At 67.1% G+C, this 24,284-nt stretch carries 25 protein-coding genes; 9 read left to right on the top strand and 16 right to left on the bottom strand.

Features of this window, described 5'->3' with window-relative positions:
- Positions 1-35 precede the first annotated feature (35 nt).
- Both NWF24_RS32250 and NWF24_RS32245 read right to left on the bottom strand, forming a co-directional pair.
- On the bottom strand, positions 36-1,019 hold the full coding sequence (locus NWF24_RS32250; RefSeq protein WP_258352080.1) for an MBL fold metallo-hydrolase: 984 nt from the start codon (positions 1,017-1,019) through the stop codon (positions 36-38).
- A gap of 41 nt (positions 1,020-1,060) precedes the next feature.
- Positions 1,061-1,810 carry an NADPH-dependent F420 reductase gene (locus tag NWF24_RS32245; protein WP_258355392.1) on the bottom strand — a complete coding sequence of 250 codons (750 nt, stop codon included), beginning with the start codon at positions 1,808-1,810 and terminating at the stop codon, positions 1,061-1,063.
- 55 nt (positions 1,811-1,865) lie between these two features.
- On the opposite strand from NWF24_RS32245, the gene NWF24_RS32240 reads away from it, so the two are divergent.
- A complete protein-coding gene (locus NWF24_RS32240; protein WP_258352079.1) occupies positions 1,866-2,768 on the top strand; it encodes a LysR family transcriptional regulator in 903 nt (300 codons plus the stop codon).
- A gap of 92 nt (positions 2,769-2,860) precedes the next feature.
- Here the strand turns inward: NWF24_RS32240 and prpR are convergent, their stop codons facing one another.
- Positions 2,861-4,849, bottom strand: a complete 1,989-nt coding sequence (gene prpR, locus NWF24_RS32235; protein WP_258352078.1) for a propionate catabolism operon regulatory protein PrpR — start codon at positions 4,847-4,849, stop codon at positions 2,861-2,863.
- Between the two features lie 222 nt (positions 4,850-5,071).
- On the opposite strand from prpR, the gene NWF24_RS32230 reads away from it, so the two are divergent.
- The 4 genes from NWF24_RS32230 (at position 5,072) to NWF24_RS32215 (ending at position 7,787) form a co-directional block, all read left to right on the top strand.
- Positions 5,072-6,025, top strand: a complete 954-nt coding sequence (locus tag NWF24_RS32230) for a tripartite tricarboxylate transporter substrate binding protein (protein WP_375338495.1) — start codon at positions 5,072-5,074, stop codon at positions 6,023-6,025.
- Between the two features lie 7 nt (positions 6,026-6,032).
- Positions 6,033-6,908: an isocitrate lyase/PEP mutase family protein gene (locus tag NWF24_RS32225; protein WP_258352077.1), complete on the top strand. Its 876-nt coding sequence runs from the start codon at positions 6,033-6,035 to the stop codon at positions 6,906-6,908.
- A gap of 14 nt (positions 6,909-6,922) precedes the next feature.
- A complete protein-coding gene (locus NWF24_RS32220) occupies positions 6,923-7,513 on the top strand; it encodes a cysteine hydrolase family protein (RefSeq protein WP_258352076.1) in 591 nt (196 codons plus the stop codon).
- A gap of 121 nt (positions 7,514-7,634) precedes the next feature.
- A complete protein-coding gene (locus NWF24_RS32215) occupies positions 7,635-7,787 on the top strand; it encodes a hypothetical protein (protein ID WP_258352075.1) in 153 nt (50 codons plus the stop codon).
- A 160-nt stretch (positions 7,788-7,947) separates the two neighbouring features.
- On the opposite strand, the gene NWF24_RS32210 is transcribed toward NWF24_RS32215, so the two are convergent.
- Complete coding sequence (locus tag NWF24_RS32210) at positions 7,948-8,205, bottom strand: hypothetical protein (RefSeq protein WP_258352074.1); 258 nt, start codon at positions 8,203-8,205, stop codon at positions 7,948-7,950.
- Between the two features lie 321 nt (positions 8,206-8,526).
- Between NWF24_RS32210 and NWF24_RS32205 the strand changes: the two genes are divergently transcribed.
- From NWF24_RS32205 to NWF24_RS32195, 3 genes are all read left to right on the top strand, one after another.
- Entirely contained in the window at positions 8,527-9,051 is a 525-nt protein-coding gene (locus NWF24_RS32205; protein WP_093057146.1) for a hypothetical protein, read from the top strand.
- Positions 9,052-9,164: 113 nt separating this feature from the next.
- Entirely contained in the window at positions 9,165-9,656 is a 492-nt protein-coding gene (locus NWF24_RS32200) for a hypothetical protein (RefSeq protein ID WP_093174648.1), read from the top strand.
- Between the two features lie 134 nt (positions 9,657-9,790).
- The gene (locus NWF24_RS32195; RefSeq protein WP_258352073.1) at positions 9,791-11,038 is read left to right on the top strand and encodes a metallophosphoesterase; all 1,248 of its coding nucleotides are present in this window, start codon (positions 9,791-9,793) and stop codon (positions 11,036-11,038) included.
- A 13-nt stretch (positions 11,039-11,051) separates the two neighbouring features.
- Here the strand turns inward: NWF24_RS32195 and NWF24_RS32190 are convergent, their stop codons facing one another.
- The 4 genes from NWF24_RS32190 to NWF24_RS32175 all read right to left on the bottom strand — a co-directional run bounded on the left by NWF24_RS32190 (position 11,052) and on the right by NWF24_RS32175 (position 14,853).
- Complete coding sequence (locus NWF24_RS32190; RefSeq protein ID WP_258352072.1) at positions 11,052-11,549, bottom strand: polyhydroxyalkanoate granule-associated phasin; 498 nt, start codon at positions 11,547-11,549, stop codon at positions 11,052-11,054.
- Positions 11,550-11,784: 235 nt separating this feature from the next.
- The gene (locus NWF24_RS32185; protein WP_258352071.1) at positions 11,785-12,756 is read right to left on the bottom strand and encodes a lysylphosphatidylglycerol synthase domain-containing protein; all 972 of its coding nucleotides are present in this window, start codon (positions 12,754-12,756) and stop codon (positions 11,785-11,787) included.
- A 19-nt stretch (positions 12,757-12,775) separates the two neighbouring features.
- Positions 12,776-14,047: a cardiolipin synthase ClsB gene (clsB, locus tag NWF24_RS32180; RefSeq protein WP_258352070.1), complete on the bottom strand. Its 1,272-nt coding sequence runs from the start codon at positions 14,045-14,047 to the stop codon at positions 12,776-12,778.
- A gap of 11 nt (positions 14,048-14,058) precedes the next feature.
- Positions 14,059-14,853, bottom strand: coding sequence for an endonuclease/exonuclease/phosphatase family protein (locus tag NWF24_RS32175; RefSeq protein WP_258352069.1), 795 nt, complete (start codon positions 14,851-14,853; stop codon positions 14,059-14,061).
- A gap of 242 nt (positions 14,854-15,095) precedes the next feature.
- Here NWF24_RS32175 and NWF24_RS32170 point away from each other — a divergent pair, with 242 nt between their 5' ends.
- Positions 15,096-15,530 (top strand): serine/threonine protein kinase, encoded by a 435-nt coding sequence (locus NWF24_RS32170; protein WP_258352068.1) that lies wholly within the window; start codon positions 15,096-15,098, stop codon positions 15,528-15,530.
- A gap of 95 nt (positions 15,531-15,625) precedes the next feature.
- Here the strand turns inward: NWF24_RS32170 and NWF24_RS32165 are convergent, their stop codons facing one another.
- From NWF24_RS32165 to NWF24_RS32130, 8 genes are all read right to left on the bottom strand, one after another.
- A complete protein-coding gene (locus NWF24_RS32165; protein ID WP_258352067.1) occupies positions 15,626-16,192 on the bottom strand; it encodes a Spy/CpxP family protein refolding chaperone in 567 nt (188 codons plus the stop codon).
- Between the two features lie 179 nt (positions 16,193-16,371).
- On the bottom strand, positions 16,372-17,445 hold the full coding sequence (locus NWF24_RS32160) for a flavodoxin family protein (RefSeq protein ID WP_258352066.1): 1,074 nt from the start codon (positions 17,443-17,445) through the stop codon (positions 16,372-16,374).
- Positions 17,446-17,526: 81 nt separating this feature from the next.
- Positions 17,527-18,423, bottom strand: a complete 897-nt coding sequence (locus NWF24_RS32155) for a pirin family protein (RefSeq protein ID WP_258352065.1) — start codon at positions 18,421-18,423, stop codon at positions 17,527-17,529.
- Between the two features lie 44 nt (positions 18,424-18,467).
- Positions 18,468-19,238 carry a GNAT family N-acetyltransferase gene (locus NWF24_RS32150; RefSeq protein WP_258352064.1) on the bottom strand — a complete coding sequence of 257 codons (771 nt, stop codon included), beginning with the start codon at positions 19,236-19,238 and terminating at the stop codon, positions 18,468-18,470.
- Positions 19,235-20,500 (bottom strand): biosynthetic peptidoglycan transglycosylase, encoded by a 1,266-nt coding sequence (locus NWF24_RS32145; RefSeq protein ID WP_258352063.1) that lies wholly within the window; start codon positions 20,498-20,500, stop codon positions 19,235-19,237. Before NWF24_RS32145 ends, NWF24_RS32150 begins: the two co-directional genes overlap by 4 nt.
- Before the next feature lie 17 nt (positions 20,501-20,517).
- Positions 20,518-21,087 (bottom strand): hypothetical protein, encoded by a 570-nt coding sequence (locus NWF24_RS32140; protein WP_258352062.1) that lies wholly within the window; start codon positions 21,085-21,087, stop codon positions 20,518-20,520.
- Positions 21,068-21,997 carry an exosortase Q gene (gene xrtQ, locus NWF24_RS32135; protein WP_258352061.1) on the bottom strand — a complete coding sequence of 310 codons (930 nt, stop codon included), beginning with the start codon at positions 21,995-21,997 and terminating at the stop codon, positions 21,068-21,070. The genes NWF24_RS32140 and xrtQ overlap by 20 nt, the downstream gene beginning before the upstream one ends.
- A 24-nt stretch (positions 21,998-22,021) precedes the next feature.
- Positions 22,022-24,085, bottom strand: coding sequence for a VIT and vWA domain-containing protein (locus NWF24_RS32130; RefSeq protein ID WP_258352060.1), 2,064 nt, complete (start codon positions 24,083-24,085; stop codon positions 22,022-22,024).
- Positions 24,086-24,284 lie beyond the last annotated feature (199 nt).

Raw genomic sequence — 24,284 nt, 5'->3', positions numbered from 1 at the left:
ACACTCGCACTGAAAACTAGCTTGACACGCGCGCATCACGGGAGCGGCGCTGACGAGGGCTGGGAGAACTCCCGGAAGAGGCCGTCGACGCTGTCGCTGACGATGTCCTTTATGCCCGTCGGGTTGGTGTAGGGAAAGCGTGCGTTGATCCGCTGGACAGTCGCCGCCTTTGCCGAGTCAGTGAAGCCCCCGCGAACAATCTCCTCTGCAGCGATCGCGCGGCAAGTCCTTAAATAGAGTCGCTCGTCATCGAACATAGGCTGCTTCGGACCCGAGGCGCCGTGCCCGGGATGCACGATGGTGACGTTGGGGTACATCGCGTCGAGTCGGTCGATGATCCCAAGCCACTGTCCGGTATGTGCTTCTCTAAGCGGACCGTGAAGCCGATTGAAGATCGCGTCACCGGTGAACAGTTCTCGCGTCGAAGGCAGGTAGTACGCCGTTGTGGCAGGCGCCTCCCCCGCGCCCAATTCGCGCGCGATGATCGTCAGCCCGTCGATCTGCAAGGTCGTGTCGCCGTCGAAAGTTATGCCAGGGGCCACAAAGTCGCGCGGCGTGATATCGGGCGCATCGGCCTGCGTTCCCACGTTCGCACCATAGGTGTCGTTGCGGATCGCATCGGCCGTCGCCTTGGACGAATAAGCGGGGACGCCCGGAAAGGCCTGCCGGAACAGGCCGAGCCCGGTGTAGTGATCCGGATGGGCGTGGGTGACGAAGATCGCACGCACCGGCTTGCCCACTGCCTTTACCGCCGCCAGTGCCTGCGCGGCGTGGACCAGATCGCGTTGAACGTCGATGACGACGAGGCCGCCGCCAGGTGTCTCGATCCAATAGGTGTTGACGGTTCCGGTCCCAGGATAAGTCCACACACCGGTCTTGGATTGCAACACTGTTTGAGCCGACGATTCAGGCGTTCGGTCGGGGTCTGAAGGCTGGGTGGAAGTACCCTGCGCTCCGGCGAGGACAGAAGACATCGCCGCGGCAATTGCGACAGCAGCTCGAAGGCGAGTGAGGTTCATGGTGCCTCCATGGGCTTGATGAGGTTAATCTTCATGCCAGGTCACCGTGGCGCGTCGTAGGTTCCGGGGCTGGCGTCCGTCGCAGTCCATTGCGCGGCGCGCTCCGGTCGGGCCTGTTGCAGCGCCGCCCGGACGCCCTCGACGCCTAAATCCTGCAGGTAGCCGGGCGTGCCCGGTTGTTGGCGCCAGGACTGCGCGATCGTGCCCGCATCCACGGCGTCGAATCCAATGTCGTCCAGCAACCTCGCGACGACAGATTTCTGGCCAACGTCGTCGCCTGAGACCGCGAGCGCAATCCGGTCTGGCGAGCCCGCAGGCCGGCCGTTCTCGAGCAGATGCTGCGCGACGATCGAGTTGAACGCCTTCACCACGCGGTGTCCGAGCCGTTGCTGCACCCAACCGCTTTCAGTCAGGCCGGCTTCGATCTCGGCGATGCGACCGTCGCGCTCGCGCGGGTAGTAGTTGCTCGTGTCCACGACGATCAGGCCGGGCGACGCATCGGCGAACAAGTGCGCGGGCAGGGACGCGACCTTCATCATAGGAATGGCCACCATCACGAGCTCGGCACCTTGCACTACCTCGTTGATCGTGACCGGACGCGCTCCGGTCTCGCGCGCGAGCTCCTGCAAGGACACCGGCCCTCGCGAGTTGGCAATGGCCACGTCATGGCCGGTTGCACGGAAGCGGCGCGCCAGGGCGCCGCCGATGTTGCCTGTACCGATGATTCCGATCTTCATTTCTGTTCCTTCGTGGCTTCGACGAACTGTCGATGAAGTCCAGTGTATTAACATCTGTATCGACAATAATGAGCCATCAGAGCATTAATCTCACAATCAGGAGTAGTGAATGGATCGTCTCGCCAGCATGGCCACGTTCGTCCGGGCAGCGGATCTGGGCTCGTTCGCCGCGGCGGCCTCGGCACTGGCGATGTCGCCACAGATGGTCGCCAAGCACGTTGGCTACCTCGAAGCGCGGCTGGGAGCACGCCTGCTGAACCGGACGACGCGGCGCCAGAGCCTCAGCGAGGTCGGCAAGGTCTACTACGAGCGCTGCAAGTTGGTGCTGGCGGAAGCCGATTGGGCCGATGCGGCGGGCAGCGACGCCACGGGCACGCCGCGAGGACGGTTGCGTGTCAACGCCCCAGTGTCATTCGGCACGCACACCCTGATGCCGTTGGTCTCGATGTATCTGCGCCAGAACCCGGGCGTCGAAGTCGAACTCATCCTGAGCGACCGCTTCGTCGACCTGGTGGAAGAAGGCTTCGAAGCCGTCTTTCGCACCGGGCCGCTGGCGGACTCGTTGCTGGCCGCACGCGCGTTGCGTCCCTTCCGTTTGCTCGCCTGCGCTTCGCCCGCGTACCTGAAGGAACGGGGAACGCCACGTCACCCGAAAGACCTTGAGGGCCACGAATGCCTGGCATTCGTGGGCACGCGCTCGCCGTCGACCGATTGGCGGTTCCTGCGCGATGGCCGTGAAATCGCCATCCCAGCGAGCGGCAGACTGCAGGCGAACAACGCCAACGCCCTGCTCGCCGCCGCGCTTGAAGGCTTCGGCATCGCCTTCATCGCAGAGGATCTCGCACGATCCGCGCTGGCCGCTGGACAGCTGGTACAGGTGCTGCCGGACTACGACACGCTGTCCCGGCCGATGCACCTGCTGTTCCAGGCCGATCGGCGGCAGACCACGAAGCTGCGAAGCTTCATCGACCTGGTCGTTCAGGCGATCGGACAGAAGAGCCTCGACGCTTGAAAAGCCTCGCCGCCATGGCCCTGGTGCAGCAGCGTGGCACAGCCACCTGAGCGAGCCACGCGCGGAGTCGCCCCCGGCGATCGCTCGTGACGCTAGGCGCGCGTGTTCTTTGGCGTGGGGCCAGGGTTCTCTTCATCGCGCAGCCGCCGCCACAGCGTGGCTCGGCTGATGCCGAGGACGGCGCAGGCCTTGGCCTGGTCGCCCTGCACCGATTGAAGCACCTCGCGCACGCGACGCAGTTCGGCAGCGCGTCGTGCGCCCTTCAGCAGGCGTTCGCGCACGGGCGCCGGGCGAGCTTGGGTGCATTCGGGAAATACCTCCAGCAGGCGGGCCCGGTCCAGGTTGCCGGCGGGCGCCAGGTAGCTGTGGCACGCCAGCAGGCGCTCGACCAGGTTTTCCAGTTCGCGCACGTTGCCAGGCCAAGCGTAGCCCGCGGCCAGTTCCAGCAAAGCAGCGAGCCAGGCCGATGCTTGCGCTGCAGGTACACCAGCCTTGCCGGCGCGACGGGCCATCAGTTCGCCCGCCAGGAGCGCGATGTCGGCTTCGCGATCGCGCAGGGGAGGCATCTCGATGCGCAGCACCGCGAGCCGGTAGTACAGGTCGCGCCGGAAGAGGCCGCGCTCCACCTGGGATGCGAGGTCGGCATGGGTGGCCGCGATCACGCGCAGGTCCACCGGCACGGCAGCGGTCGCCCCGAGGCGAAGCACCTCCCGCTCCTGCAGCACGCGCAGCAGCCGGGTCTGCAGCGCCAGGGGCATGTCGCCGATCTCGTCGAGGAACAGGGTGCCCGTGTGAGCGGCCTCGACCAGACCTGTCTTGCCGCCGCGCCGCGCGCCAGTGAAGGCGCCTTCCTCGTAGCCGAACAGCTCGCTCTCCAGCAGGCTCTCGCCCAGGGCGGCGCAGTTCACGGCCAGGAACGGCTGCGTCGCTCGCCGGCTGGCGGTATGAATGCCCTGCGCCACGAGCTCCTTGCCGGTGCCGCTCTCCCCGACGATGAGGACCGTGGCCTCGCTTGAGGCACATTGCGCGGCAAGCTCGCGCACGCGCTGCGCCAGGGGGCTGTTGCCTGTGAATGCCTCAAGCCGGTATCGCGTGGGTGCGCCCCGCTGCCGCTGGTTGGCACGCAGGTGGCGGTCCGCGCGCTGGATCACTGCCGGGTCGCGGCACACGAGCAGCGCGCCGGTGACCTCGCCGCCTTCCATGACGGGCGCGCGCCGAACCACCAGCGTACGCATGCCGATCTGCAGCACCTCCTCGGCCGGGGCCTCGCGCAGGCGCAGCGTGGCGCCAAGGTCCAGCACGGGCTCCACCTCGCCCAGCACGCGGCCCGCCAATTCCTGGACGGAGGCTCCCAGCAGTTCCGCCATGACCGGGTTCAGCGCCTCGATGCGCTGCTGCAAGTCCACCGCGACCACGCCGTCCTGCAGCTGGCCTAGGACGGTGTTCAGCCGTTCGTGGCGCGCCCGCTCGGCAAGACTGTGGCGCGCAAGATGGATGGCGTCCTGAAGCGCCTGGCGCACGGCATCGTCCGAGTACATCAGCACGCTGGCGATGCCGGCTTGCTCGGCCAGGTCGGCGACCAGGCCGGGCGCAACCACTGCCTGGACGCCAGCCGCGCGAAGCGCCTCCACGCAGGCGGGGGCATCGTCGGCGCCCCGATAGCTGAACTGGGCGATGCCCATGCCGAACAGCGCGTCGAGCTGCGCCAGATGCTCCGAGGGACCGTCGAACGACACGAGCCCCACCCGGGGCGAGAGGGCGCGCGCGGCCGCCAGTGCGCGCATCAGGTCGAAGCCGCGTACCTCCACCATGGCCACCGGGATGTCCAGATGCTGGCGCAGCCATTCGCCGCTGGCACCTGCCGCCACCACCGCGTCGACCGGTGCGCGCGCATGCAGTTCGCGCACCGCTTCGACAGCCTCGTCGAAGGCAAGACCAACCAGTTCGATTTGCGCCTGCGCCGCCACCTCGGGTACCAGTCGCATCAGCACGCGGCCCAATCGGTGGCGAGCTACGGCCACGATGCGAGGCCGGCGAGGCACGGCGGACGAATGGGCAGGTGGCAGGACGAGTGCATTCATTCGGCAAATTCTATGGTTTCAAAAGTGAAATGAATCTGAAACATCACGCATGGAAAGACTGCCGAGGAAAGTCATAAATTCGTTTTGGATCAATGACTTATATCTAACGACTTGCGAATCCGGTCTGTGGCATAGCGCTTGCGCACCTTGGATAAGACCTCCCGTGGTCTTGTTTTCCCAAATAACCAGGAGCCAACCGTGAACTTCCGTCGCCTTTCCGCAGTGACATGCGCAACCGCCGCCGCCCTGGCTTGCACGCTATCTCCGAGCGTCCAGGCACAGACATGGCCCACCAAGCCGATCCGGCTCGTCGTGCCTTTCTCGGCGGGCGGTGCCAACGACCTGATGGCGCGCGCCGCGGCCGAAGGTGCCTCGAAGCAGCTCGGCCAGCCGGTGATCATCGACAACAAGCCCGGCGCGGGCGCGATCCTCGGTGCCGACGTGGTCGCCAAGAGCGCGCCCGACGGCTACACCTTCCTGGTGAGCGCGGCCGGCGTGGTGTCGAACAGCATGATCAAGAAGAACATGCCCTACAAAGACGACGCACTGGTGCCGGTGGCCATGATCGCGCTGGCGCCCTCGGTGGTGGTGGTGCCGGCCAATGCACCCTACAAGGACCTGAAAGAGTTCGTCGCCGCGTCGAAGAAGGCCGGCAACGGCTTCCACTGGGCCACGGCGGGCACCGGCAGCACGCCGCATTTCGTCGAAGGCATTCTCGAAACGAAGTACGGCAGCAAGCTCGACGTGGTGCCCTACAAGAGCGGCTCGGAGTCGATCACCGCGGTGCTGGGCAACCAGGTCGAGGCGACGTCGGAGGCCAGTATCGTGGTGCTGCCGTACATCAAGAGCGGCAAGCTGAAGGCGCTGGCGGGCACGTGGACGCAACGCATCTCGGCCTACCCCGAACTGCCGACAGCGACTGAAGAGGGCTTCCCCGAGATCCGCATCGCGCACTGGGCCGGCGTGCATGCGCCGCGCGGCACGCCCGATGCCATCCTCGACAAGATGGCCGCCGCGATCGACGCGGCCATGAAATCGCCGGAGACGGCCAAGCGCCTGAAAGACATGGGCATCGAGCCCATCGGCGGCACGCGTGCGAGCTTCACCAAGTTCGTCGACGAAGAGCGCGCAAGGCTCGGTGGCGTCGTGAAGGCCACCGGCATGAAGGAAGACTGAGAACCCAATGAGCACGACCAACGAATCTCCGAAGAAAACCCTGCGCCGGCTGGCCGATGCACGCCGTGGCGTGCTGGTGCCGGGCGCGTTCAACGCGATGTCGGCGCGCGTGATCGAAGACCTCGGCTTCGAGGCGATCTACATCACCGGCGCGGGCGTCACCAACATGTACCTCGGCCTGCCCGACCAGGCCTTCATGGGCCTGCACGAGATCGCCGAGCACACGGCGCGCATCCGCGATGCAGTGAACCTGCCGCTGCTGGTCGACGCCGACACCGGCTTCGGCAATGCGCTCAACGTGCGTCACACGGTGCGCGTGCTCGAGCGGGCAGGGGCCGATTGCATCCAGCTCGAAGACCAGGTCAGCCCCAAGCGCTGCGGCCACTTCTCGGGCAAGGCGGTGATCGACACCGACGAGATGCTCGGCAAGATCAAGGCGGCTGTCGACGCCCGGCAGGACAGCGACCTGCTCGTCATGGCCCGCACCGATGCGGCCGCCGTGCACGGCTTCGAGGCCGCCATCGAGCGTGCGCAGAAGTTCAGCGAGGCCGGCGCCGACATCCTGTTCGTCGAAGCCGTGACACTGGCCGACGAAGTGCGCGCGATGCCCCAGCGGCTGAACAAGCCGCAGCTCATGAACATGGTGATCGGCGGCAAGACGCCGACCTTCGGTGCGCAGGAGCTGGGCGCGCTGGGCTACGGCTTCGTGCTGTACGCCAACGCCGCATTGCAGGGCGCGGTGGCCGGCATGCAGAAAGCGCTCACCGCCCTGCGCGACGACAAGCGCCTGGAGGAAGATCCCGCGCTGGTAACCCCTTTCGCCGAGCGCCAGCGTCTCGTCGGCAAACCCCAATGGGACGCGCTCGAGCGTCTCTACATCTAGGTCAAGGCAATGCCATGAACAGGCTTTCAACCGCAGAGATCCAGCGATCGGCGCTGCTGATCATGGACTACCAGCCCGGCATCCTCGGCTTCCTTCCTGATCCGGCACAGCTGTTCGCGAAGGTCATGCCGGTACAGCAGCTAATGCGCTCGCGAGGCGCGAAGGTGGGCTTCGTGCGCGTGGCTTTCGATGCGGCCGACCTCGAGCGCTTTCCCGGGCACAGCGCCATGGGCGCGCGCGTCAAAGCGGCGGGCGCCCATATGCATCTCGACTCCCCATCGACCGCCGTCCATCCGGATTTGGGCGTCGCGCCGGGCGACATCATTGTTCGCAAGACGCGGGTAGGCGCCTTCTCGACGACCGACCTGCATGCCCAACTGCAGCGCGCGGGCATCGAAACCCTGGTGCTCGCCGGCGTACACACCAGTGGCGTTGTGCTTTCCACGGTTCGCGAGGCGCACGACCTCGACTACCGGGTCATCGTCCTGTCGGACGCGTGCGCCGATCCGGATGCCAAGGTGAACGAGTTCCTGTTGTGCGAGATCTTTCCAAGACAGGCGACCGTGGTCAGTACGGCGGAGTTTTGCGAAGCGATTTCGCCTTAGCTTCGGGCGCCGCGGACACGTCCTGCCGGGCGCTTGTCATTGGAGGTGCAGAGTCGAGACCTGCGAGCCTTCGGTGCAGGGGCCGTCTGAATATTCGGCCGTGCCGGAAGGCGTGACGCACTTGATCACCGCAAGGCGGGCAGGCGTTGCCGCTACGGGCAACACATCGGAGGCGGCGGATGGCGCGGCCGGCAAGGTGGATGCCCGAACGGGCAGTGCGGCCGTGCTCGCCGGTAGCGCATCGCTGGAGCGAGCGGTTGCCAGCGGCGACTGAACAACCGCGGGGACCACGGTCGCCTGGACAGGCGCTCGTGCAGCGCGCTCCCTCAGCAAGTCCGTCAGTGCCACGTAGAAGAGAAACACCGCCAGCAACGCCAGCGCCAGGCACGGCGCCCAATAGCGTTGCGACCCGAGGCCGGTTCCCGGCCGCCCGCTCAGCGCCGCGGCCATGCCAGGCCCCCGCTCTGCAACGTCCCCGCCAGCTTTGCGATTCCGCCAGTACCGCTGGCCGCGCGCCCGATCAACGCACCGCCCGCTGCGCCCGCCACGATGCGCGTCAGGAACGACCGGCTGCGGCCCGCCGCCAGCAGCAGCAATACGCCCGCACCCAGCACCACGAAGTGCTCGCCCGGGTAATCCGCCCGCTGGGCGTCCACTTTCTTGAACTCTTGGATCGTCGATTCGAGGGTCATGGCTGAAGCTCCGTGTGTCCGTTCAGCAGTTCATATCGCGCGCCGCGATGCACCGCTGTAGGCGCGCACCCCTGCACGCTTGCGGATTCAGACGCCAAAACGCCGCATAACGCAGCGAAAAGGCACGGATCAGGGTTTCCGTGAGGTCTGTTAATAAAAGTAGCCCACACGCACGTCACACGGCCGTCATCAGCTATGAAAACAATAGCATTCAGTTCCAATCCGAAGATCGTTCCTCGTAAACGCTATATCTAGCCCGACTCTTGCTAAGCAAAATCCTCGACGGATTTCACGTCACGCAAGATCGAGGACCACACAGCAATGAACCCTACGCGTCTCCGCCGGCCCCTGGCCGCGCTGGTATTGGGCGGTACAGCAGCATTCCTCGGGGCCGTGACTTCGGCTCATGCGTTCTCGAACCCGCCCATCCAGGTGGCGCAGGGCATCGAATACATGTGCGGTGGCGCCGCCAGGGATGAAGCCGCATTCATGGAAATGGTGTCGCCGCGCTGGGCCGCGACCATCGAATTCGGCGTGAGCGACGGCAAGGGCGCGCAGGTGGCCGGCTTTCCGGCCAAGGCCTTGATCGAAGTGCGCCAGAAATACACGGGCCAGGTCGTGATGGACGTGCAGTCGCAAGGCCCCTACATGCTGGCGCGCCTCAATCCGGGCGCCTATGACGTGAACGTGACGCTCGGCGGTCTCACGCTGACGCAGTCGCTGGTGGTGATTGCCGGCATGCCGGCGCGCACGTCGTTCGTCTGGCCGTCGAATTTTGACATGGCTTCGGTGACGCCGGCGCTGCCCCAGACGCAGGCTCTCGCGCAAACTTCCGCCGCCCGCTGAGCGGTCGGCCGCTCCGCTACCCGGCCTGGCGGGCCGGTCAGCCTTTCCTAAGCCACGCGCCGCACAGTGGCACCGTGGCTTCTCGCCACGACGACCAGGAAAGGATCCAGACCATGACTCCCCGTTTTCCATCATCGCGCACGATGCGGCCGCTGGCGGCTGCGGTGTTCTGCGGCGCCGTTCTGCTCGGCGCGCTTTCGTCGGCCCAGGCGGCTGTGAACCCGCCGATCTACATGGCGCACGGCGTCGAGTACATGAGCGGCGGCATCGGCAGTGACGAGGCCCAGTTGATGGAGACGGTGTCGCCGCGCTGGCCCGCCACCTTCGAGTTCGCTGTCAAGGAAAGCAAAGGCGCCGACTTCGCGGCCAATGTGCACGTGACGGTGCGCGACAGCAGTGGTGTCGCGCTGCTCGACAACGTGGTGTCGGGCGGCCCGTTCATGGTGGCGCGGCTGGACCCGGGCAACTACGAGGTCGAGGCGCGACTCGGCAGCCAGGTGCTGAAGCAGCCGCTGCACGTGCTGCAGGGCGCGCCGACCAAGGCGACCTTCGTCTGGCCGGCGGGCACCGACATGGCTTCGGCCAGCACGCGCACGGTGCAGTAGCGCGACGAAAGTGGGCGCCGGCACCGCATCCGGCCGGCACCCGCTTTGTTAACGCCACCGGGCCACAATGCCTGCTATCCGGGCGCCTTGCGCTATAGAAAAAATAGCGATTGCGGCGCCTCCCGGTATCTTGAATGCGCGGCATGCGCCTTGCAGGTGGTGTATCCCGGGCAGTGCCCGAACCCATTGCCCCGATGCCGATCCGTCCCCTGAGCGCCCTGACCGCGCTGTTGCATGTCTATATAGCGCTGCGCCTGCTGCCCGCGCTGGCCATGCTCACGCCCGCATGGCCGTTGGCGCTGCTCGCGCTGGTGGTGTCGGCGGTGACGATTCCGCTGCCTTTCGCATCGCGCCGCATCGGGCGCGATGTCTCCACGGGCGAGGTACTCAAGTGGGTCGGCCTGATCAGCATGGGCTGGTTCTCGTCGATGTTCGTACTGACGCTGGTGCGCGATGCGGGCCTGCTGCTGACCTGGCTCGCGAGTGCGCTGGGCGGCGTGCAGGTGCAATGGAACGCCCTGCAGCCATGGAGCGCGCTGGCGGTGCTGGCGATGGCCACGGCCACGTCGGTAGTCGGTTTTCTCAATGCGCGCCGAACGGCCAGCGTGAAGCGGGTGGATGTGCCCATCCAGGGCCTGCCGCAGGCGCTCGAAGGCTTCACCATCGCGCAGCTCAGCGACATCCACGTGGGGCCGACGATCCGCAGCGCCTATATCCAGCGCATCGTCGATGCGGTGAACCGCCTCGGTGCCGACGCCATCGCGATCACCGGCGACCTGGTCGACGGCACGGTGCCTGAACTGCGCGAGCACATCGCGCCGCTGGCCGGGCTCCGCGCGCGCCACGGCACCTTCGTGGTCACGGGCAATCACGAGTACTACGCAGGCGCGCATGCCTGGATCGACGAGCTGCGCCGGCTGGGCCTGAAGGTGCTGCTCAATGAACACGTGGTGCTGCAGACGCGCAACGTGCGTGGCGCGCAAACCGACGAAGAGCTGTTCGAAAGCGCGCTGGTGCTGGCCGGCGTGACCGACTTCACCGCCGGGCACTTCGATGCTGCGCATGCCAGCGATCCGCACCTGGCGCTGCACGACGCGCCGCCGCTGGTGCACACGCGCGTGCTGCTCGCGCACCAGCCGCGCAGCGCCGTGCTGGCTGCAGCGGCCGGCTACCAGCTGCAGCTGTCGGGCCACACGCACGGTGGCCAGTTCTTTCCGTGGAACCTGTTCGTGCCAATGCAGCAGCCCTTTACGGCGGGCTTGCACCGACTGCACGACATGTGGGTGTACGTGAGCCGGGGCACCGGCTACTGGGGCCCGCCGAAGCGCTTTGGCGCCCCTTCTGAAATCACTTTGCTGACGCTGGTGCCGGCGAAGGCCTGAGCGGCCTGCTCGATCACGATTCCAGTTCGGCCAGCCGGCGGGCGTTGGAGGTGGCCGCCGCGTGAATCGGCTTGAGGCCTTCGCGCGCTATGCGTACCGCAATGCCCGGAAACTGGCTCGCGGCGTTGACCGTGTCGGCCGCCGACTGCACGAATGCGTCGCCATGCGCAGCCGCCTGGGCTGGCGTGACGCTGCCCGCCAGCGAGAAGAAAGCCGTCGTGCTCTGAACCCATTGCTGCAGCACGCGGTTGGCGAGCGAGAAATGGCTGCGGTGCCATTGCTTCACCATCGCAATGCCCGATTCGCTCGCGGCCGCGAGCTTCTCGTCGCCCATGAGCTGGAATTCCGCCAGGTCGGCCGCGCTGGGCGCAAGCCCGGCCTTGGCGATGCGTTCGGTCCGGATGCGGATCACCGAGCCGGAGGACAGCAGCATCTCGTTGGTCTTGAGCGCCAGGTCGAGCCACTGCATGAGCGGATTGGCCAGACGGGCCGCGGATGTAAGAGATGACATGTGGGGCAGTGCGATTTCGCTTGGAGGAGGTCGGACCACTATAGGCTTCGCAGGCTGCAGATGTTGCAGTGCAGCAAACCTGACTCCGCATTTTTGTTGATCAAGTCCCGCTTTCCGATGTGGAAATTACGTGCTGATCGAATATCGAACGCGGCGGAAACCAATGATGCCGACTTATTCCCACTTCATGCATTCAGAAGTCACATCGTGAGATGCACCAGCTGCGCTACGCCTGTCACTTCTGGTGCCTTGGCCTGGCCGGCACGCGCAGCCGCTTGGCCCTCGCTTCTGTGACCAGGTAGCCCAGCGTGGCCACCACCAGAGGCAGCAGGTAGTAAAGACCGCGATAGGCCAGCAGCGCGCCGAGCAGCTTCGCTTGTGGCACCTCGTGCGCGAGCAGCGCCACGAACACCGCCTCGAGCACGCCAAGCCCCGCCGGCACATGGGTGATGACGCCTGCCACGGCCGCCACCAGCAGCACCGCGAGCACATGCGCGTAGCCGACCTGTCCCTGCAGCAGGAACCAGATCACGCCGCCCATCAACGACCAGTTGGTGCACGACATGGCCAGCTGCAGCAGCGCCATCGGCAGCCCCGGCACCTTGAACGCATGGCCGCGCACGCTCCAAGTGCGCCCCTGTGCCGTGGCGCACAGCACCAGGTAGGCAAGCGCCGCCATCAGCAGCACCGCGCCGAGGATGCGCAGGCCCCCGCCGTCGATCTTCCAGTTGGGCGGCAGCGTCATCGGCCAGAAGCAGAAGGCCGTGCCGGCCACCACGAGGTAGCCGAGCCAGTTGGTCAGCATGCTGAAGCCGAGCACGCGCGTGATGGTGTCGTTCGCAAGACCCAGGCGCGAATAGAGCCGGTAGCGGAACGCCACGCCGCCCACCAGCGAACCGAGGTTGAGGTTGAAGGCGTAGCTGATGAAGGTCACGCCCATCACCGTGCCGGTGCCGAGCCGATGCCGCGTCAGGTACCGGCCCAGCAGGTCGTACGTGCTGTAGAGCGCGAAGCTGCAGGCAGCCAGCGCGCCGGCCGCGAGCAGGAAGATCAGAGGCAGCGCGCGAATGGCGTCGAGCACCTCTTCCCAGTCGATGGTGCGCGCCTGCCGCACGAGCAGCCACGCGATCAGCGCGAAGAAACCCCACATCGCCGCGCGGCGGGCCCAGGGCCACCAGCTGTGGCGGGAGAGAGCCATCGTGCTCATTGCGATGCGGCCTTTCCGCTCAGGCGGTTTCCGTCTGCGTAGCACCGCCGGCCGGATTGCTGCGGCCGGTGTCGCGCCGGCTCGCAAGGTCGGTGGCCTCGGCCGGCGTCAGGCGCGGCACGTGGCGCGGCAGGCGGCCCAGGAGGGCCGGATACCAGCGCAGGATGTGGAAGACGAAGAAGCTGCGCACCAGCCGCCAGCCGCTCCATTCGCTGGCGAGGTCGGTCGCCTCCACCTGCTTGCAGCTGTGCTGCATCAGCTGGTCCATGCGCTCCCACAGCACCTTGTTGAAGGCTTCGTCGCGCACGATCACGTTGGCCTCGAGGTTGAGCGACAGGCTCAGCGGATCGAGGTTGCTCGAACCCACGGTGCTCCACTTGTCATCCATGAGCGCGACCTTGCCATGCAGCGGGCGGTCGCAGTACTCGTAGATGCGCACGCCGGCGTGCAGCAGGTGGTGGTACAGCATGCTCGCGGCGGTCTTCACGATCGGCATGTCGGGCTCGCCCTGCAGGATGAGCCGCACGTCCACGCCGCGCCGCGCCGCGCGCCGCAGCTCCTTGATGAAGCGGTAACCCGGAAAGAAGTACGCATTGGCGATCACGATGCGCTCGCGCGCAGTCCGGATCGCGGCGCGGTAATGGCGCTCGATGTCGTTGGTGTGGCGCCGGTTGTCGCGCGTGACGAACATGGCTTCGGCCTCGCCGGCGTGCACTTGCCCGGCGCGCGGCGCCTGCTTCAGCCGGCGGCGGAACCAGCCCGCGCCCTTGCCGCCGAGCGCGATGGCGCGCAGTACGAACTGGTGGATATCCGCCACGATCGGCCCCGCGAGCTCGACCGCGTAGTCCTGCTTGGCCTTGGGACCGAAGTCGAGCATGTGGTCCGCCGAGTAGTTGATGCCGCCGACGAAGGCGCGCTCGCCGTCGATCACCACGATCTTGCGGTGCATGCGGCGAAACACATTGAGCCGCTGGCCCATGAAGCGCTGCCCCGGGTCGAACACCCGCACCTTCACGCCGGCCGATGTCAGGCCCTCGATGAACTCGCGCGAGAGATCGGGCGAGCCGAAGCCGTCGATCAGCACATCGATCTTCACGCCGCGCTGCGCCGCTTCGCGCATGGCGGCATGAAGCTGCAGGCCGACCTTGTCCTCGAACAGGATGAAGGTCTCGACGATCACCTCGCGCCGCGCCTGCCTGATGGCGTCGAACACGCGCGGAAAGAACTCCTCGCCGTTCTCCAGCAGCTCGATGCGGTTGCCGCCAATCCAGTGGTTGTTGTTGTTGCTCATGGCTTGCCCGCTCACAGGTCGATGTCCGCCACCAGCGGGGCGTGGTCCGACAGGTGCGACCACGGCCGGCGCGGCAGCACCACGGGCGCGTGCACGCCGGCATTGCGCACGTAGATGCGGTCCAGCTGCAGCACCGGAAAGCGCGCCGGAAAGGTCCTGGCCGCGCGGCCGTTGGCATGCACGAACACCTCGCGCAGCGCGGCGCCTTTTTCCAGGATGTCGTGCGCGCGGCCGCGCCAGTCGTTGAAGTCGCCCGCCACGATCAACGGCGCATCGGACGGCACCTCGTCGCGCACGATGTGGCACAGCAGCTCCAGTTGCTGCTCTCGGTGCCCCTCGGCCAACCCGAGGTGCGCACAGATCACGTGCACGTCGACGACACGTCCCGGCAGCCGCAGCACGCAGTGCAGCAGGCCGCGCTTCTCGGGGCCGCTCACCGACACGTCGTGGTTGCGGAAATGCACGATCGGGAATTTCGAGAGCACCGCGTTGCCGTGGTGGCCTTTCGGGTACACCGCGTTGCGCCCATAGGCGAACTGCGGCCACATGGTGTCGGCCAGAAATTCGTAGTGCGGCGCCTCGGGCCAGTTGTTCACCCTGCGCGAATGGCGCGAGTGGGTGCCCAGCACTTCCTGCAGGAACACGACGTCGGCCCCCACGGTGCGCACGGCATCGCGCAACTCGGGCAGGATGAATTTGCGATTGAGCGCGGTGAAGCCCTTGTGGGTGTTCACCGTCATGACCTTGAGCGAGGTCGGCAAGACTGGCGCGGCCGCCGCGGCGTCGGGAATAGGCGAAGAAGACATCGTTGTGCGGGTTGTACGTGGCCCCGCGCGCGCTGACTGTAGGAACGCGCCACCTTCTTCGGCCCCATTCGCCCCATTCGCTGCGCGGCGGCGGGCTCCCCATGGCGGCCGGCTCCTACAGGCAGGCCTGCCGCACCCCCACACGACGGGGATTTCACCGCTCCTACGGTGAATTCAGGGCTTGAGAAAAGCAGCCCGCGTTTTCATCCATCGACACCGACACAAGCCACAAGGAGCAAGTCATGAAGCAAGTCACTTTTCGCGCCACGGTTCTCGCCGCGCTGCTGGGCACGGCAGGCATCGCCCTGGCCCAGACCACGTCCATTCCCGCCCAGCCCGATGCATCGGTGGGCGGCGAGGCCAGCACCATGACGCCGGCCGGCGTCGCCAACCCGCCGCAGCGCCCCGACAACTCGATGCCCGCATCGCGCGAGGCGGTGAAGGCCGAGGCCCGCGCGCAGAACCGCAGCAACGCCACCACGATGGTGCCCAAGGGTGAGGCAACCACCATGATCAACCACCAACCCAACGCCATGCCGCAGCCGACCGGCGAGATGTCGCGCGCAGAGGTCAGCCAGACCGGGCGCAAGGTCAAGCCGCAGTTCGGCCAGAAGGGCGAACGCCCGAACGTGGTGACCAACCCGACGGACAAGGCCGGCACCGGCACGCCGGATTAATTGACAAGGCCGCCCGTCAATGAAAAAGCCCGCAGCGCGAAAGCGTTGCGGGCTTTTTCTTCGACAGCGCCGTCACCGGCGCGTCGCAGCGGGGGTCAGCCCTTGGCGGGCGCCGGCGCACCGCGGTGGCCGTCATGACCACGATGGCCATCGTGGCCACGGGGGCCGCCGAAATGCGCGGTTTCGGTGTCGAAGGTCTTCTGCTGCTCGGGCGTCAGCGCGGCATAGAAGGTCTTCGTGGCGTCGGCACGCTTGGCGAACATCGCGCTGCGCTCGGCCTGGCGAGTCTGCATGCGTTCCAGGCGCTCCGGCGTGGTCAGCTTGGCGAACTCGGCGCGATCCATGTGCGGGCGCGGGCCGGCGGGCGGCTGCGTCGCGGTGGTGAAGGAGCTCCATGCGCCTTCCTGTGCCGAGGTGAGCTTGAGCTTTTCCTTCAGGGCGGCAAGACGCTTGGCGCGGTGCTCCTGCATGCGCTCCATGCGCTTGGCGGGGTCCATGCGCTTGTGCTGCGCCTTGGGCGCGGCGGCGCTGTCGGCCTGGGCCACCGCGGCGGCGGGTGCGGCTGGAGCGGCTGCCGGCGCTTGAGCGAAGGCGCCCGAAGAGGCGAGGGCGGCCGAACCCAGCAGGCTGGCCCAGACGATGCGTTGGCGAAGAGAAATCATGAGAGTTGCTTCCTTTCGAAGAAGCCCGCCACCGATGGGCAGCAGGTGAGACGAAGTGTGGAAGAGCTCTGTGTCGCGCCAGTTAGCCCTGCGTGAGCTTGCGTAAAGAATGATGAACCGCGACCGCTGGAGCAGCCGCGCAGCGTGACTTTTTTCCTGGATCACTCAGCCTACTCGCCCTACTTGGGCCGCGGCCGCTTCAGCCCGCGATCGGGCACCTGCAGCTTGCCGGCGCGCAGGTCGCCGACGGCCCGCACGACGGCGCGCGCCACGTTGCGCACTTCTTCCTGCACGTCGGCGTCGGCATCGAGCGCGTCGTGGCTGGTGGCGTAGGGCTCGTAGTAGCCGATGTAACGATCGAGCCGCGCCTGCGTGCCGGCGTCGACCAGGCCCATCCAGTCGAGCCAGTCGCAGAGGTTGCGCCGCAGGCCCTCGACGCCGGCCACGTCGCCGTGCACCACCACGCCGTAGACGCGGCCGTCGAGATGCTTGGGGTAGCCCCAGCCTTCCAGTTCCAGCGCCTTGGCTTCGTCGGGTTTCTTGCCGTGCGTGCTGGTGGGGTCGGGGTTGCCGCCGTCGGCACAGACCAGGCGGTCGATCATGAGCTTCAGCGGGCTCGTGGCCTGGTACCAGTGCGTGGGCGTGAGCAGGATCACGCCGTGAGCGGACACCCAGCGTTCGTAGATCTCGTTCATCCAGTCGCCGGTCTGGCGCAGCGAATGGTTCGGGTAGCAGCTGCAGGGCCAGTGGCACAGCGGCATGGCGGTGGAGGCGCAGCCCTTGCAGGGGTGGATCTGCAGGCCGTATTCGGAGGTGACCAGGCTCAAGTCGAGCAGGTCGGTTTCGATGCCGTTGCCGTCCAGCACTTCGCGCGCGAGTTCGGCCAGGCGCCAGGTCTTGGAGACTTCGCCGGGGCAGGTGCCGTCATTGCGCGGCGAGCCGTTCACCAGCAGCACGCGCGAAGGCGTCTGCGGCTGGCTCCACGCAGCCTGCGCTGCGTCGATGCGCGCCTTCGCTTCGAGCCAGTCGACAGAAAGTTCGTATTCGGGGTCCGCGTAGCCGGGCCCGGCCTTGCGGGTGACGGGCGCCTTGCGGCCTTGCTGATAGGCCTCCCATGCGATCAGCTCGATGCGCCGCAGCGAATCTGTCTCGGCCTGGAAAGCCGGGTCCTGGAAGGGCTGCATGAAGCGTTCGTGGAACTGGGCGCGCTGCAGCGTGTCGGGCGCCTGTCCTTTCCGGATCGTGGAGGGCATGTCCGCAATCTAGGCGGCTCCTGCTGCGGCCGGACCCGTGCCCGATGCCGACTTTCGGTAGGTGGGCGACTACAGGCCCGATCAGCCCAGCTTGCCGTTCTGGAAATCGTGCACGGCTTGCTTGACCTGCTCCTGCGTGTTCATCACGAAGGGCCCGTATTGCACGATGGGCTCGTGCAGCGGCTTGCCGGCGATGAGCAGCGCGCGCGCCGGGCTGTGGTTGGTTGCGCCGGCGCGCAGCACCACGCCGTCGCTGCCCGCGTCGTTGGCCAGGATCGCCATGCGCCGCGTCGGGATTTCGCTGCCCGCGATCCACAGCGATTCGCGGAACACGTAGACCAGCGCGTTGTGATCGTCCGGCAGCGGCTGCGCGAACTCGGCGCCCGGCGGCAGCGTGATGTCGAGGTACAGCGGCTCGGTGTGCTCGCGCCGCACCGCGCCCTCGATGCCGTGACTCGCGCCAGCGATCACGCGCACGTGTGCGCCGCCAGCGGTAGTGAACTCGGGAATTTCTTCGCTCTGGACGTCGCGATACCAGGGCTCGCGCATCTTGTCTTTGGCCGGCAGGTTGAGCCACAGCTGAAAGCCTTCCATCAGGCCTTCCTCCTGCTCGGGCAGCTCGCTGTGCACGAGGCCGCGGCCGGCGGTCATCCACTGCACGCCGCCGTTCTCCAGCAGTCCTTCGTGGCCCTCGCTGTCGCGATGGCGCATACGGCCCGCGATCATGTACGTGACTGTCTCGAAGCCGCGGTGCGGATGGTTGGGAAAGCCGCCGATGTAGTCGCCCGGGTTGTCGCTGCCGAAGGCGTCGAGCATCAGGTAGGGGTCGAGCCGCTTCTGCAGGGGCTGCTGCAGCACGCGGGTGAGTTTCACGCCGTCGCCGTCGCTGGTGGAAACACCGGCCACGATGTGGTCGATGCCGCGCGGTGTGGCGACGGGATCGGTAGGGTGGTTGGCGTGGTGGTTGGCATTCATCATGCGTCCATGGTGGCACTAACGCGCCTGCCGCGCCACCCGCCCCGTCAAGGCCACTGCTGGCGCTGCCAGTAGTTGTACTTCCAATGCGTCTCGAAGCCCGCCCGGCGGTAGAGCGACAGCGCCGGGTGGTTGTGCGCATCGACCTGCAGGAACACCCGCTCGAAGCCGCGCGCAGACGCGGCCTGCGCCAGCCCGGCGAGCACGCGCCCCGCAAGGCCGCGCCCGCGCTGCGCCTGATCGGTGCGCATGCCGTGCACGCTGGCCCAGCCATGCCCGAACGCCATCGCGCCGGCCGCCAGCGTGCGGCCGCCTTCGCGCACGCTGGCATAGAGCGTGCCCTTGGCCCGCGACAGCATCCGCACGCGATGGGCGCCGTCCACCGGATCGAAGCCCTCGCCGAGGAACAGCGCCGACCACGCGTCGTCGGGCGCGCGGTCGACATCGGCCAATGCACCGCCTGGCGCGACCACCTGCCGCATGCGCTGCACCGACCCGATCTGCACGCAGGTCGGGCTGTCGCCGATGTAGTGCCGCCGCTCCAGCTCGGCGCGCAGCCCGTCGAAGCAGGGTGCGTCGGCCAGCCGCAGCGCGGGCACGACCTGGCGGCTGTCGTAGCGGTCTTCGATGCGGTCGAGCGTTGCGTGATCGACCGCGCTGCGGTGCAGCGGCACGGCTGATCTGGCGCGCTTCACGGTGCCGCCGGCAAAGGGCAGCAGCCAGCCGTCGAGCTCCTCGGTCAGGTCGGGCGACACGGCCGCGATGGTGGCGCGCTCGATGGCTTCGATGTCGGTGACGTTCAGTGTCATGGTGTTCATGGCGTGGCCTCCGGCGCCGTGAACTTCGCCGCGGCCACGCCCTTGAGCAGCGCTTCGCGCTGGTTCCGGCTGATACCGCGGATGCCCTCGGCAACCCACTTGATGCGGTCGGCGTCGATGTGGCCGTCGCGCCGCCATTGCTCGAGCACGGCCTGCGGCTTGTGCAGCATGGCGGCAAGCCACACGGCCTGCGCCGGTTCGAGCGTGCGTGCGCTGCGCTTGAAGTAGCGCCGCGCCGCGGCTTCGGCGCCGCAGATGTTGCCGCCCCAGGGCGCGTTGTCCAGGTACAGCTGCAGGATGCGGGCCTTGCCCAGCGTCTGCTCCATCTCGACCGCGTAGAGCAGCTCGCGCAGCTTGCGCTCGGCCGTGCGGTCGCTGCCAGTCACCAGCAGCTTGGCCAGCTGCTGCGTGAGCGTGCTGCCGCCGCGCCGGATCTGGCCTGGCTTCTGGTTGTTGTCGATCGACGCGAGGATCTCGGTCAGGTCGTAGCCGCTGTGGGTGAAGAAGCGCTGGTCTTCGGCGGCGATGACGGCGCGCGCCAGCCAGCTGTCGTTGGCCAGCTTGGCCGAGGGGCCGCAGCTGGTGCGCGCGTTGAGCATGGCCTCGGTGCCCAGCCCCTCGACGGTGAACTGGCTGATGACGGGCTGCACCGCAAAAGTGGCCTCGGGCAGCACGAGCTGGCCGCGCAGCGCCAGCGTGCCGCCGATGCGTGCGCGCTGCAGCTCGGGCAGGGTGGGCACCAGCACCGCGTACCAGCGCGCGATGGGCGCGTCCTGCACGCTGGCATTCAGATGGATGTTCTTCGGCGTGAGCCTGCCGTCCCAGTTGCCTTGCAGCCGGGTGGTGTCAGTGCCCTGGGGCGTGGCTTCGAAGGTGCCGTTGAGCGTGTTGCCGTCGCGCTTCACGGTGGCGATCAGGCGCTCGACCCGGATCGGCTGGGTGCCGAGCGCCGGAACCTCGGCGCTGCAGGGGGCGCACTGCATTTCGAGCAGATCGCCGGCCGGCTTCCAGGCGAAGCGCACGGTGCCGAAGCTGGTGTCGAGCGAACGACCGTCGAGGTAGGGCGCGAACCACGACGAGGTGGCCACGCGCACTGCGGTCGGAATGCCGATCTCGAAATTCAGCGGCCCCGTCTTCACCGTGGTGCTCCACTCACCCGCAGCCGGCGCGAGCGCCAGCTTGACTATCAAAAAGATAGCTACACACGCCGTAATGACCAAGGCCAGCAGGCCGTAGAGCACGAATCGCAGGATCTTCTTCAAGGCACGTTCTCGGATCGTCAGATCGGTTTTGCTACCGCGACAGCTTGCCACGGCCCATGGGATTGGCCGCTGGCCGCTGCCCAGTACCAGCTTGAAGTGTCTGTGAAAGCCGTGCCCCGGGCATCGACGATGCGCTCGCAAACGCGGATTTTTTGTGCACCGTGCCGTTGCGCAACAAAACAGCGCCACATGCGCTCCTGCGCGTCGCGTTCCAGGCGCGCCTGTTCGATGCGGTAGCCCAGCGCGCGGTAGCAGTCCGTCGCCGGGTGCAGCATGCGCGTGGGTTGCGCCACCTCGCGCATCACCAGGGTCTGAGTGCCGTCGGTCATGCGGCCGATGGCGCCGGGGAAGCGGTCGGCAAAGCGCTGCTCCACGTCGCTCAGGGCCAGCGGGCGCAACGGAACTCCATCCCACTCGCCAGGCCATTCGTGCGACATCACTGCAGCGACCGGTTCGGCCGGTGCGCGCACAGCCGCGGTTGCCGACCACAGCACGCACAGCACCATCGCCAGCGCAAAGGCTGTCTTGTGGCCGATGCGGTTGATGAAATGGTTTGCAAACCAGCGCTCAAAGAACGGTGTCGACATGGCGGCTTCCTTGGGTGGTGATCAGGCCTGGAATGGGGTGTTCGGCAGCTTGGGGTTCGGACCGGGCCGGCACCATGAGGCGGGCGATGGCACCGCACACCACGGCCAGCACCAGCAGGCCCAACGCGTTGTGCGCCCACGGCGCAAGCGGATGGCCAGCGCCTTCGAAGGCAATCAGCACGCTGTTGCGCACGATGTTCCCGGCCAGCACGAAGAGACCGACCATCGGCAGGCGGCGCATGAAGGCGCGGTCGCTGCGGCGCGCCCACAGCGCGACGGCACAGGCCGTGAAGTAGCCGAGCCACACCATCTGCACGCCCGAGCAGGGCGCATCGACGATCACCAGCCGGCCGTCGATCATCAGGCTCGTGCCTTCGCGCGCCACGTCGAAACCCGGTGCCAGCAGCCAACGGCTGACTTCGGCCGTCAGCACGCGCAGCGGATAGCCGGCATAGAACTGCAGCGACGACAGCAGCGGCAGCGCCAGCACCGCAAGGCCGGCCACCGGAAACGCCGCCACGCGGCGCGGCAGGAAAGCCAGCAGCCCGCAAGCCAGCGCCAGCACGGCCACCAGCCCGGCCGCAAGCGGCGGCAGCGCGGGCACGAAGCCGAGCCCCGTGCGCAGCAGCGTCGCGAGCACGGTGCCCGCGCCAGCCAGCGCGAGCCAGCCCAGTCGCGGCGAGGCACGCAGTTCGCGCCGGCGGTTCCAGGTCAGTGCCGCGAGCGCGACCAATGCCAGCAGGCCCATTGGATCGTCGGAGCCGTCGCGCATGCGCTGCACCATCCAGACCCAGGTCGGCATCAGCGCAAGAAACTGCAACCCGAGCCAGCCGGCGGCCGGCGTGCGGTCGATGTGGATGCCCCAGTCCACGATGCGCGGGTGGCGGTGGGCGAGCGTTGCCAAAGACATTTTTCTTCTCTCTTTTTGTTTTGTTCAGGCAGTGAAACGACGTGCGTCGTTGCGGCGCGCGCGGCGGCGCAGCATCGCGAGCATCGACAGCACGACGGCGATGGCGCCGAGCGATTCGGGTTCGGGCGTGCTCGGCACTTCGGCGCCTAGCGCGAGATTGCTCACGCCCTGCGGCATCGGCAGCGGCTGGTTCACGCCCACGCTGTCTTGCGGTGCCACGTTGCGCACCACCTTGTCGACGGCAATGAAGCTCGTGTACTGCGTGAGCAGGCTGTACTTCAGGCCGAGCTCGGTAATGCGTTCCTTGAAAGCCGTGCCGCCTTCCAGCGTTTCCTGGTCGCTCAGGCTCTGGATGCGGTGGCGGGCCCACAGCGTGCGCAGCGCGGCGGTGTCCTGGCGGGTGCGATCGTCGATGCGCACTTCCTGGCGGTACGGGCCGCTGGCGCTCTGGCCTTCGATGATCACGCGGCCTTTCGCTTCGCCACGCCATTTGCCGAACACGATCACCGGGCGTTCGCCGAGCACGTCGGGCAGGGCCTGCGGTTCCACGTCGTACACATCGAGCCCGCCAAAGGTGGCCTTCACGCTGGTGAGCACCGGCGACTCGACCATGCGGCGAAAGCGCGCGGCCTGCTCGGGGGCCTGCACCGGGTCGGTGATGATGAAGGGCTCGCCCATGCCGGCGCGTGCAATGCCTTCCATCAGGCTGCGATTGACCGACGAACCGATGCCGAAGGCGAACACATTGGCCTTCGAGAGGTTGTTGCGCACAAGCTCGAAGGCTTCGCGCTCGACCGTCACGTAGCCGTCGGTCACCACCACCACCGAGCGCGACACGTTCTCTTCCTTGGGCTCGGCGTACGCGCGCTTCAGCGCGGGAATGAGTTCGGTGCTGCCGCTGCCGCTGTAGTTCTGGATGGTGGCAAGCGCCTGCTCGATGTTGGCGCGCGTGGCCGGCACCGACTTGGGCGAGAGCATCTTGTTGCTGCCGGAGAACAGCAGCACGTTGAAGGTGTCGCTGGGGCGCAGGCCACCGATCAGGCGTTCGAGCACCGTCTTCGCGGTGTCGAGCGGAAAGCCGTGCATCGAACCAGAGATGTCGACCACGAAGATGTAGTCGCGCGGCGAGATGGCGCTGGCGGCCACGGCCTTGGGCGGCTCGACCATCGCGAGGAAGAAGTTCTCCGCGTTCTCGCCCTGGCCCTTGTAGAGCATCAGGCCCGACTCGATCTTCTCGCCAGCCAGACGGTAGTCGAGCACGAAGTCGCGGTTGTCGGCGGAGCGGCCGTCGGCCTTGAGCGCGATGTCGGCGTGCTGGTCTTCGTCGCTCTTCTTCACGTCGATGGTGTGCGTGGCCGAGCGGATTTCCTTGATGCCCATCGGCGTGTCGATGCTGGCCTTGAGCCTGAAGCTGGTGCTCGGCGCCACGCCCGCGGGCAACGTGGGCTGAGCGACCCATTTGGCTTGCGCGTTCTCCGATTGCGGCGAGTTGTAGCGCGGCCCGACCACGGTCGGGAACACGAACTGGTAGTTGCCCGACTGCGGCACCAGCAGCTCGGTGTAGCGCAGCTCCACCTTCACGTCGTCGCCCGGCATGATGTTGGCGACATTCATCTGGAACACATTGGGCAGGTGCTGCTCGAGCAGCGCGGCGGTCTTGCCTTCCTTCTTGGCGGCGTCGTATTCGATCTGCGCCTGCTGCTTCTCGCGGATCTGCGCGGTGATGAGCCGGTCGGCCAGGCGCACGTTGAGGCCGCTCACGGCGGCCTTGGTCGAGCCGGGGAAAACGTACTTCGCTTCGATGGCGCGCTGGCCTTCGTTGCGGTAGGTCTGCGTGACCGTCACGTCGGCGATCACGCCCGAGATCTTCACCGAGACCTCGGTGCCCTTCAGCGGCAGGCGGTCGACCGATGGATCGTCGCTCTTCACGAAGAAATACGGGCTCTCGGTCTTCAGGCGCGGGCCGGCGGGCGCTTCCTGCGCATGCGCCGGGCGCACGCCCATGGCAATGAAGCCCGCAGTCGCCAGGCTCACGGTGGCGAGCCAGAGCCAGCGGCCGGGACGTGGGGTGGTGATGTGGGCATCCATGGCGGGGGTCCTTGTCCGTGCGAACTTGCACAGCCGCAACTGTCGGCACCACACGAGAAGGCAGTTGGAAGGCTTCTTGAAGTCGGAAACACCCGTGCCTGGCTCTGTGAAGTCTGTGTGAAGCGAAGCGGCGCGCACGCTTCACACGGCCTTCGGATCGCGCGGCGAGCATCGCGGCTTCGCTACAGACGAGGAGAGA

This window comes from Variovorax paradoxus (assembly GCF_024734665.1).
In the GTDB taxonomy this organism is placed as follows: domain Bacteria; phylum Pseudomonadota; class Gammaproteobacteria; order Burkholderiales; family Burkholderiaceae_C; genus Variovorax.
This window is presented reverse-complemented; position numbering and strand designations above follow the sequence as displayed.

Coding starts and splice junctions, on each gene's coding strand:
- NWF24_RS32170 (WP_258352068.1), top strand. CDS start 15,096: ATGAAGCAAGTCACTTTTCGCGCCACGGTTCTCGCCGCGCTGCTGGGC.
- xrtQ (WP_258352061.1), bottom strand. CDS start 21,997: ATGTCTTTGGCAACGCTCGCCCACCGCCACCCGCGCATCGTGGACTGG.
- NWF24_RS32245 (WP_258355392.1), bottom strand. CDS start 1,810: ATGTTAATACACTGGACTTCATCGACAGTTCGTCGAAGCCACGAAGGA.
- NWF24_RS32205 (WP_093057146.1), top strand. CDS start 8,527: ATGAACCCTACGCGTCTCCGCCGGCCCCTGGCCGCGCTGGTATTGGGC.
- NWF24_RS32225 (WP_258352077.1), top strand. CDS start 6,033: ATGAGCACGACCAACGAATCTCCGAAGAAAACCCTGCGCCGGCTGGCC.
- clsB (WP_258352070.1), bottom strand. CDS start 14,047: ATGAGCAACAACAACAACCACTGGATTGGCGGCAACCGCATCGAGCTG.
- prpR (WP_258352078.1), bottom strand. CDS start 4,849: ATGAATGCACTCGTCCTGCCACCTGCCCATTCGTCCGCCGTGCCTCGC.
- NWF24_RS32155 (WP_258352065.1), bottom strand. CDS start 18,423: ATGATGAATGCCAACCACCACGCCAACCACCCTACCGATCCCGTCGCC.
- NWF24_RS32210 (WP_258352074.1), bottom strand. CDS start 8,205: ATGACCCTCGAATCGACGATCCAAGAGTTCAAGAAAGTGGACGCCCAG.
- NWF24_RS32190 (WP_258352072.1), bottom strand. CDS start 11,549: ATGTCATCTCTTACATCCGCGGCCCGTCTGGCCAATCCGCTCATGCAG.
- NWF24_RS32240 (WP_258352079.1), top strand. CDS start 1,866: ATGGATCGTCTCGCCAGCATGGCCACGTTCGTCCGGGCAGCGGATCTG.
- NWF24_RS32200 (WP_093174648.1), top strand. CDS start 9,165: ATGACTCCCCGTTTTCCATCATCGCGCACGATGCGGCCGCTGGCGGCT.
- NWF24_RS32250 (WP_258352080.1), bottom strand. CDS start 1,019: ATGAACCTCACTCGCCTTCGAGCTGCTGTCGCAATTGCCGCGGCGATG.
- NWF24_RS32160 (WP_258352066.1), bottom strand. CDS start 17,445: ATGCCCTCCACGATCCGGAAAGGACAGGCGCCCGACACGCTGCAGCGC.
- NWF24_RS32195 (WP_258352073.1), top strand. CDS start 9,791: ATGCGCGGCATGCGCCTTGCAGGTGGTGTATCCCGGGCAGTGCCCGAA.
- NWF24_RS32220 (WP_258352076.1), top strand. CDS start 6,923: ATGAACAGGCTTTCAACCGCAGAGATCCAGCGATCGGCGCTGCTGATC.
- NWF24_RS32165 (WP_258352067.1), bottom strand. CDS start 16,192: ATGATTTCTCTTCGCCAACGCATCGTCTGGGCCAGCCTGCTGGGTTCG.
- NWF24_RS32185 (WP_258352071.1), bottom strand. CDS start 12,756: ATGAGCACGATGGCTCTCTCCCGCCACAGCTGGTGGCCCTGGGCCCGC.
- NWF24_RS32175 (WP_258352069.1), bottom strand. CDS start 14,853: ATGTCTTCTTCGCCTATTCCCGACGCCGCGGCGGCCGCGCCAGTCTTG.
- NWF24_RS32130 (WP_258352060.1), bottom strand. CDS start 24,085: ATGGATGCCCACATCACCACCCCACGTCCCGGCCGCTGGCTCTGGCTC.
- NWF24_RS32150 (WP_258352064.1), bottom strand. CDS start 19,238: ATGAACACCATGACACTGAACGTCACCGACATCGAAGCCATCGAGCGC.
- NWF24_RS32140 (WP_258352062.1), bottom strand. CDS start 21,087: ATGTCGACACCGTTCTTTGAGCGCTGGTTTGCAAACCATTTCATCAAC.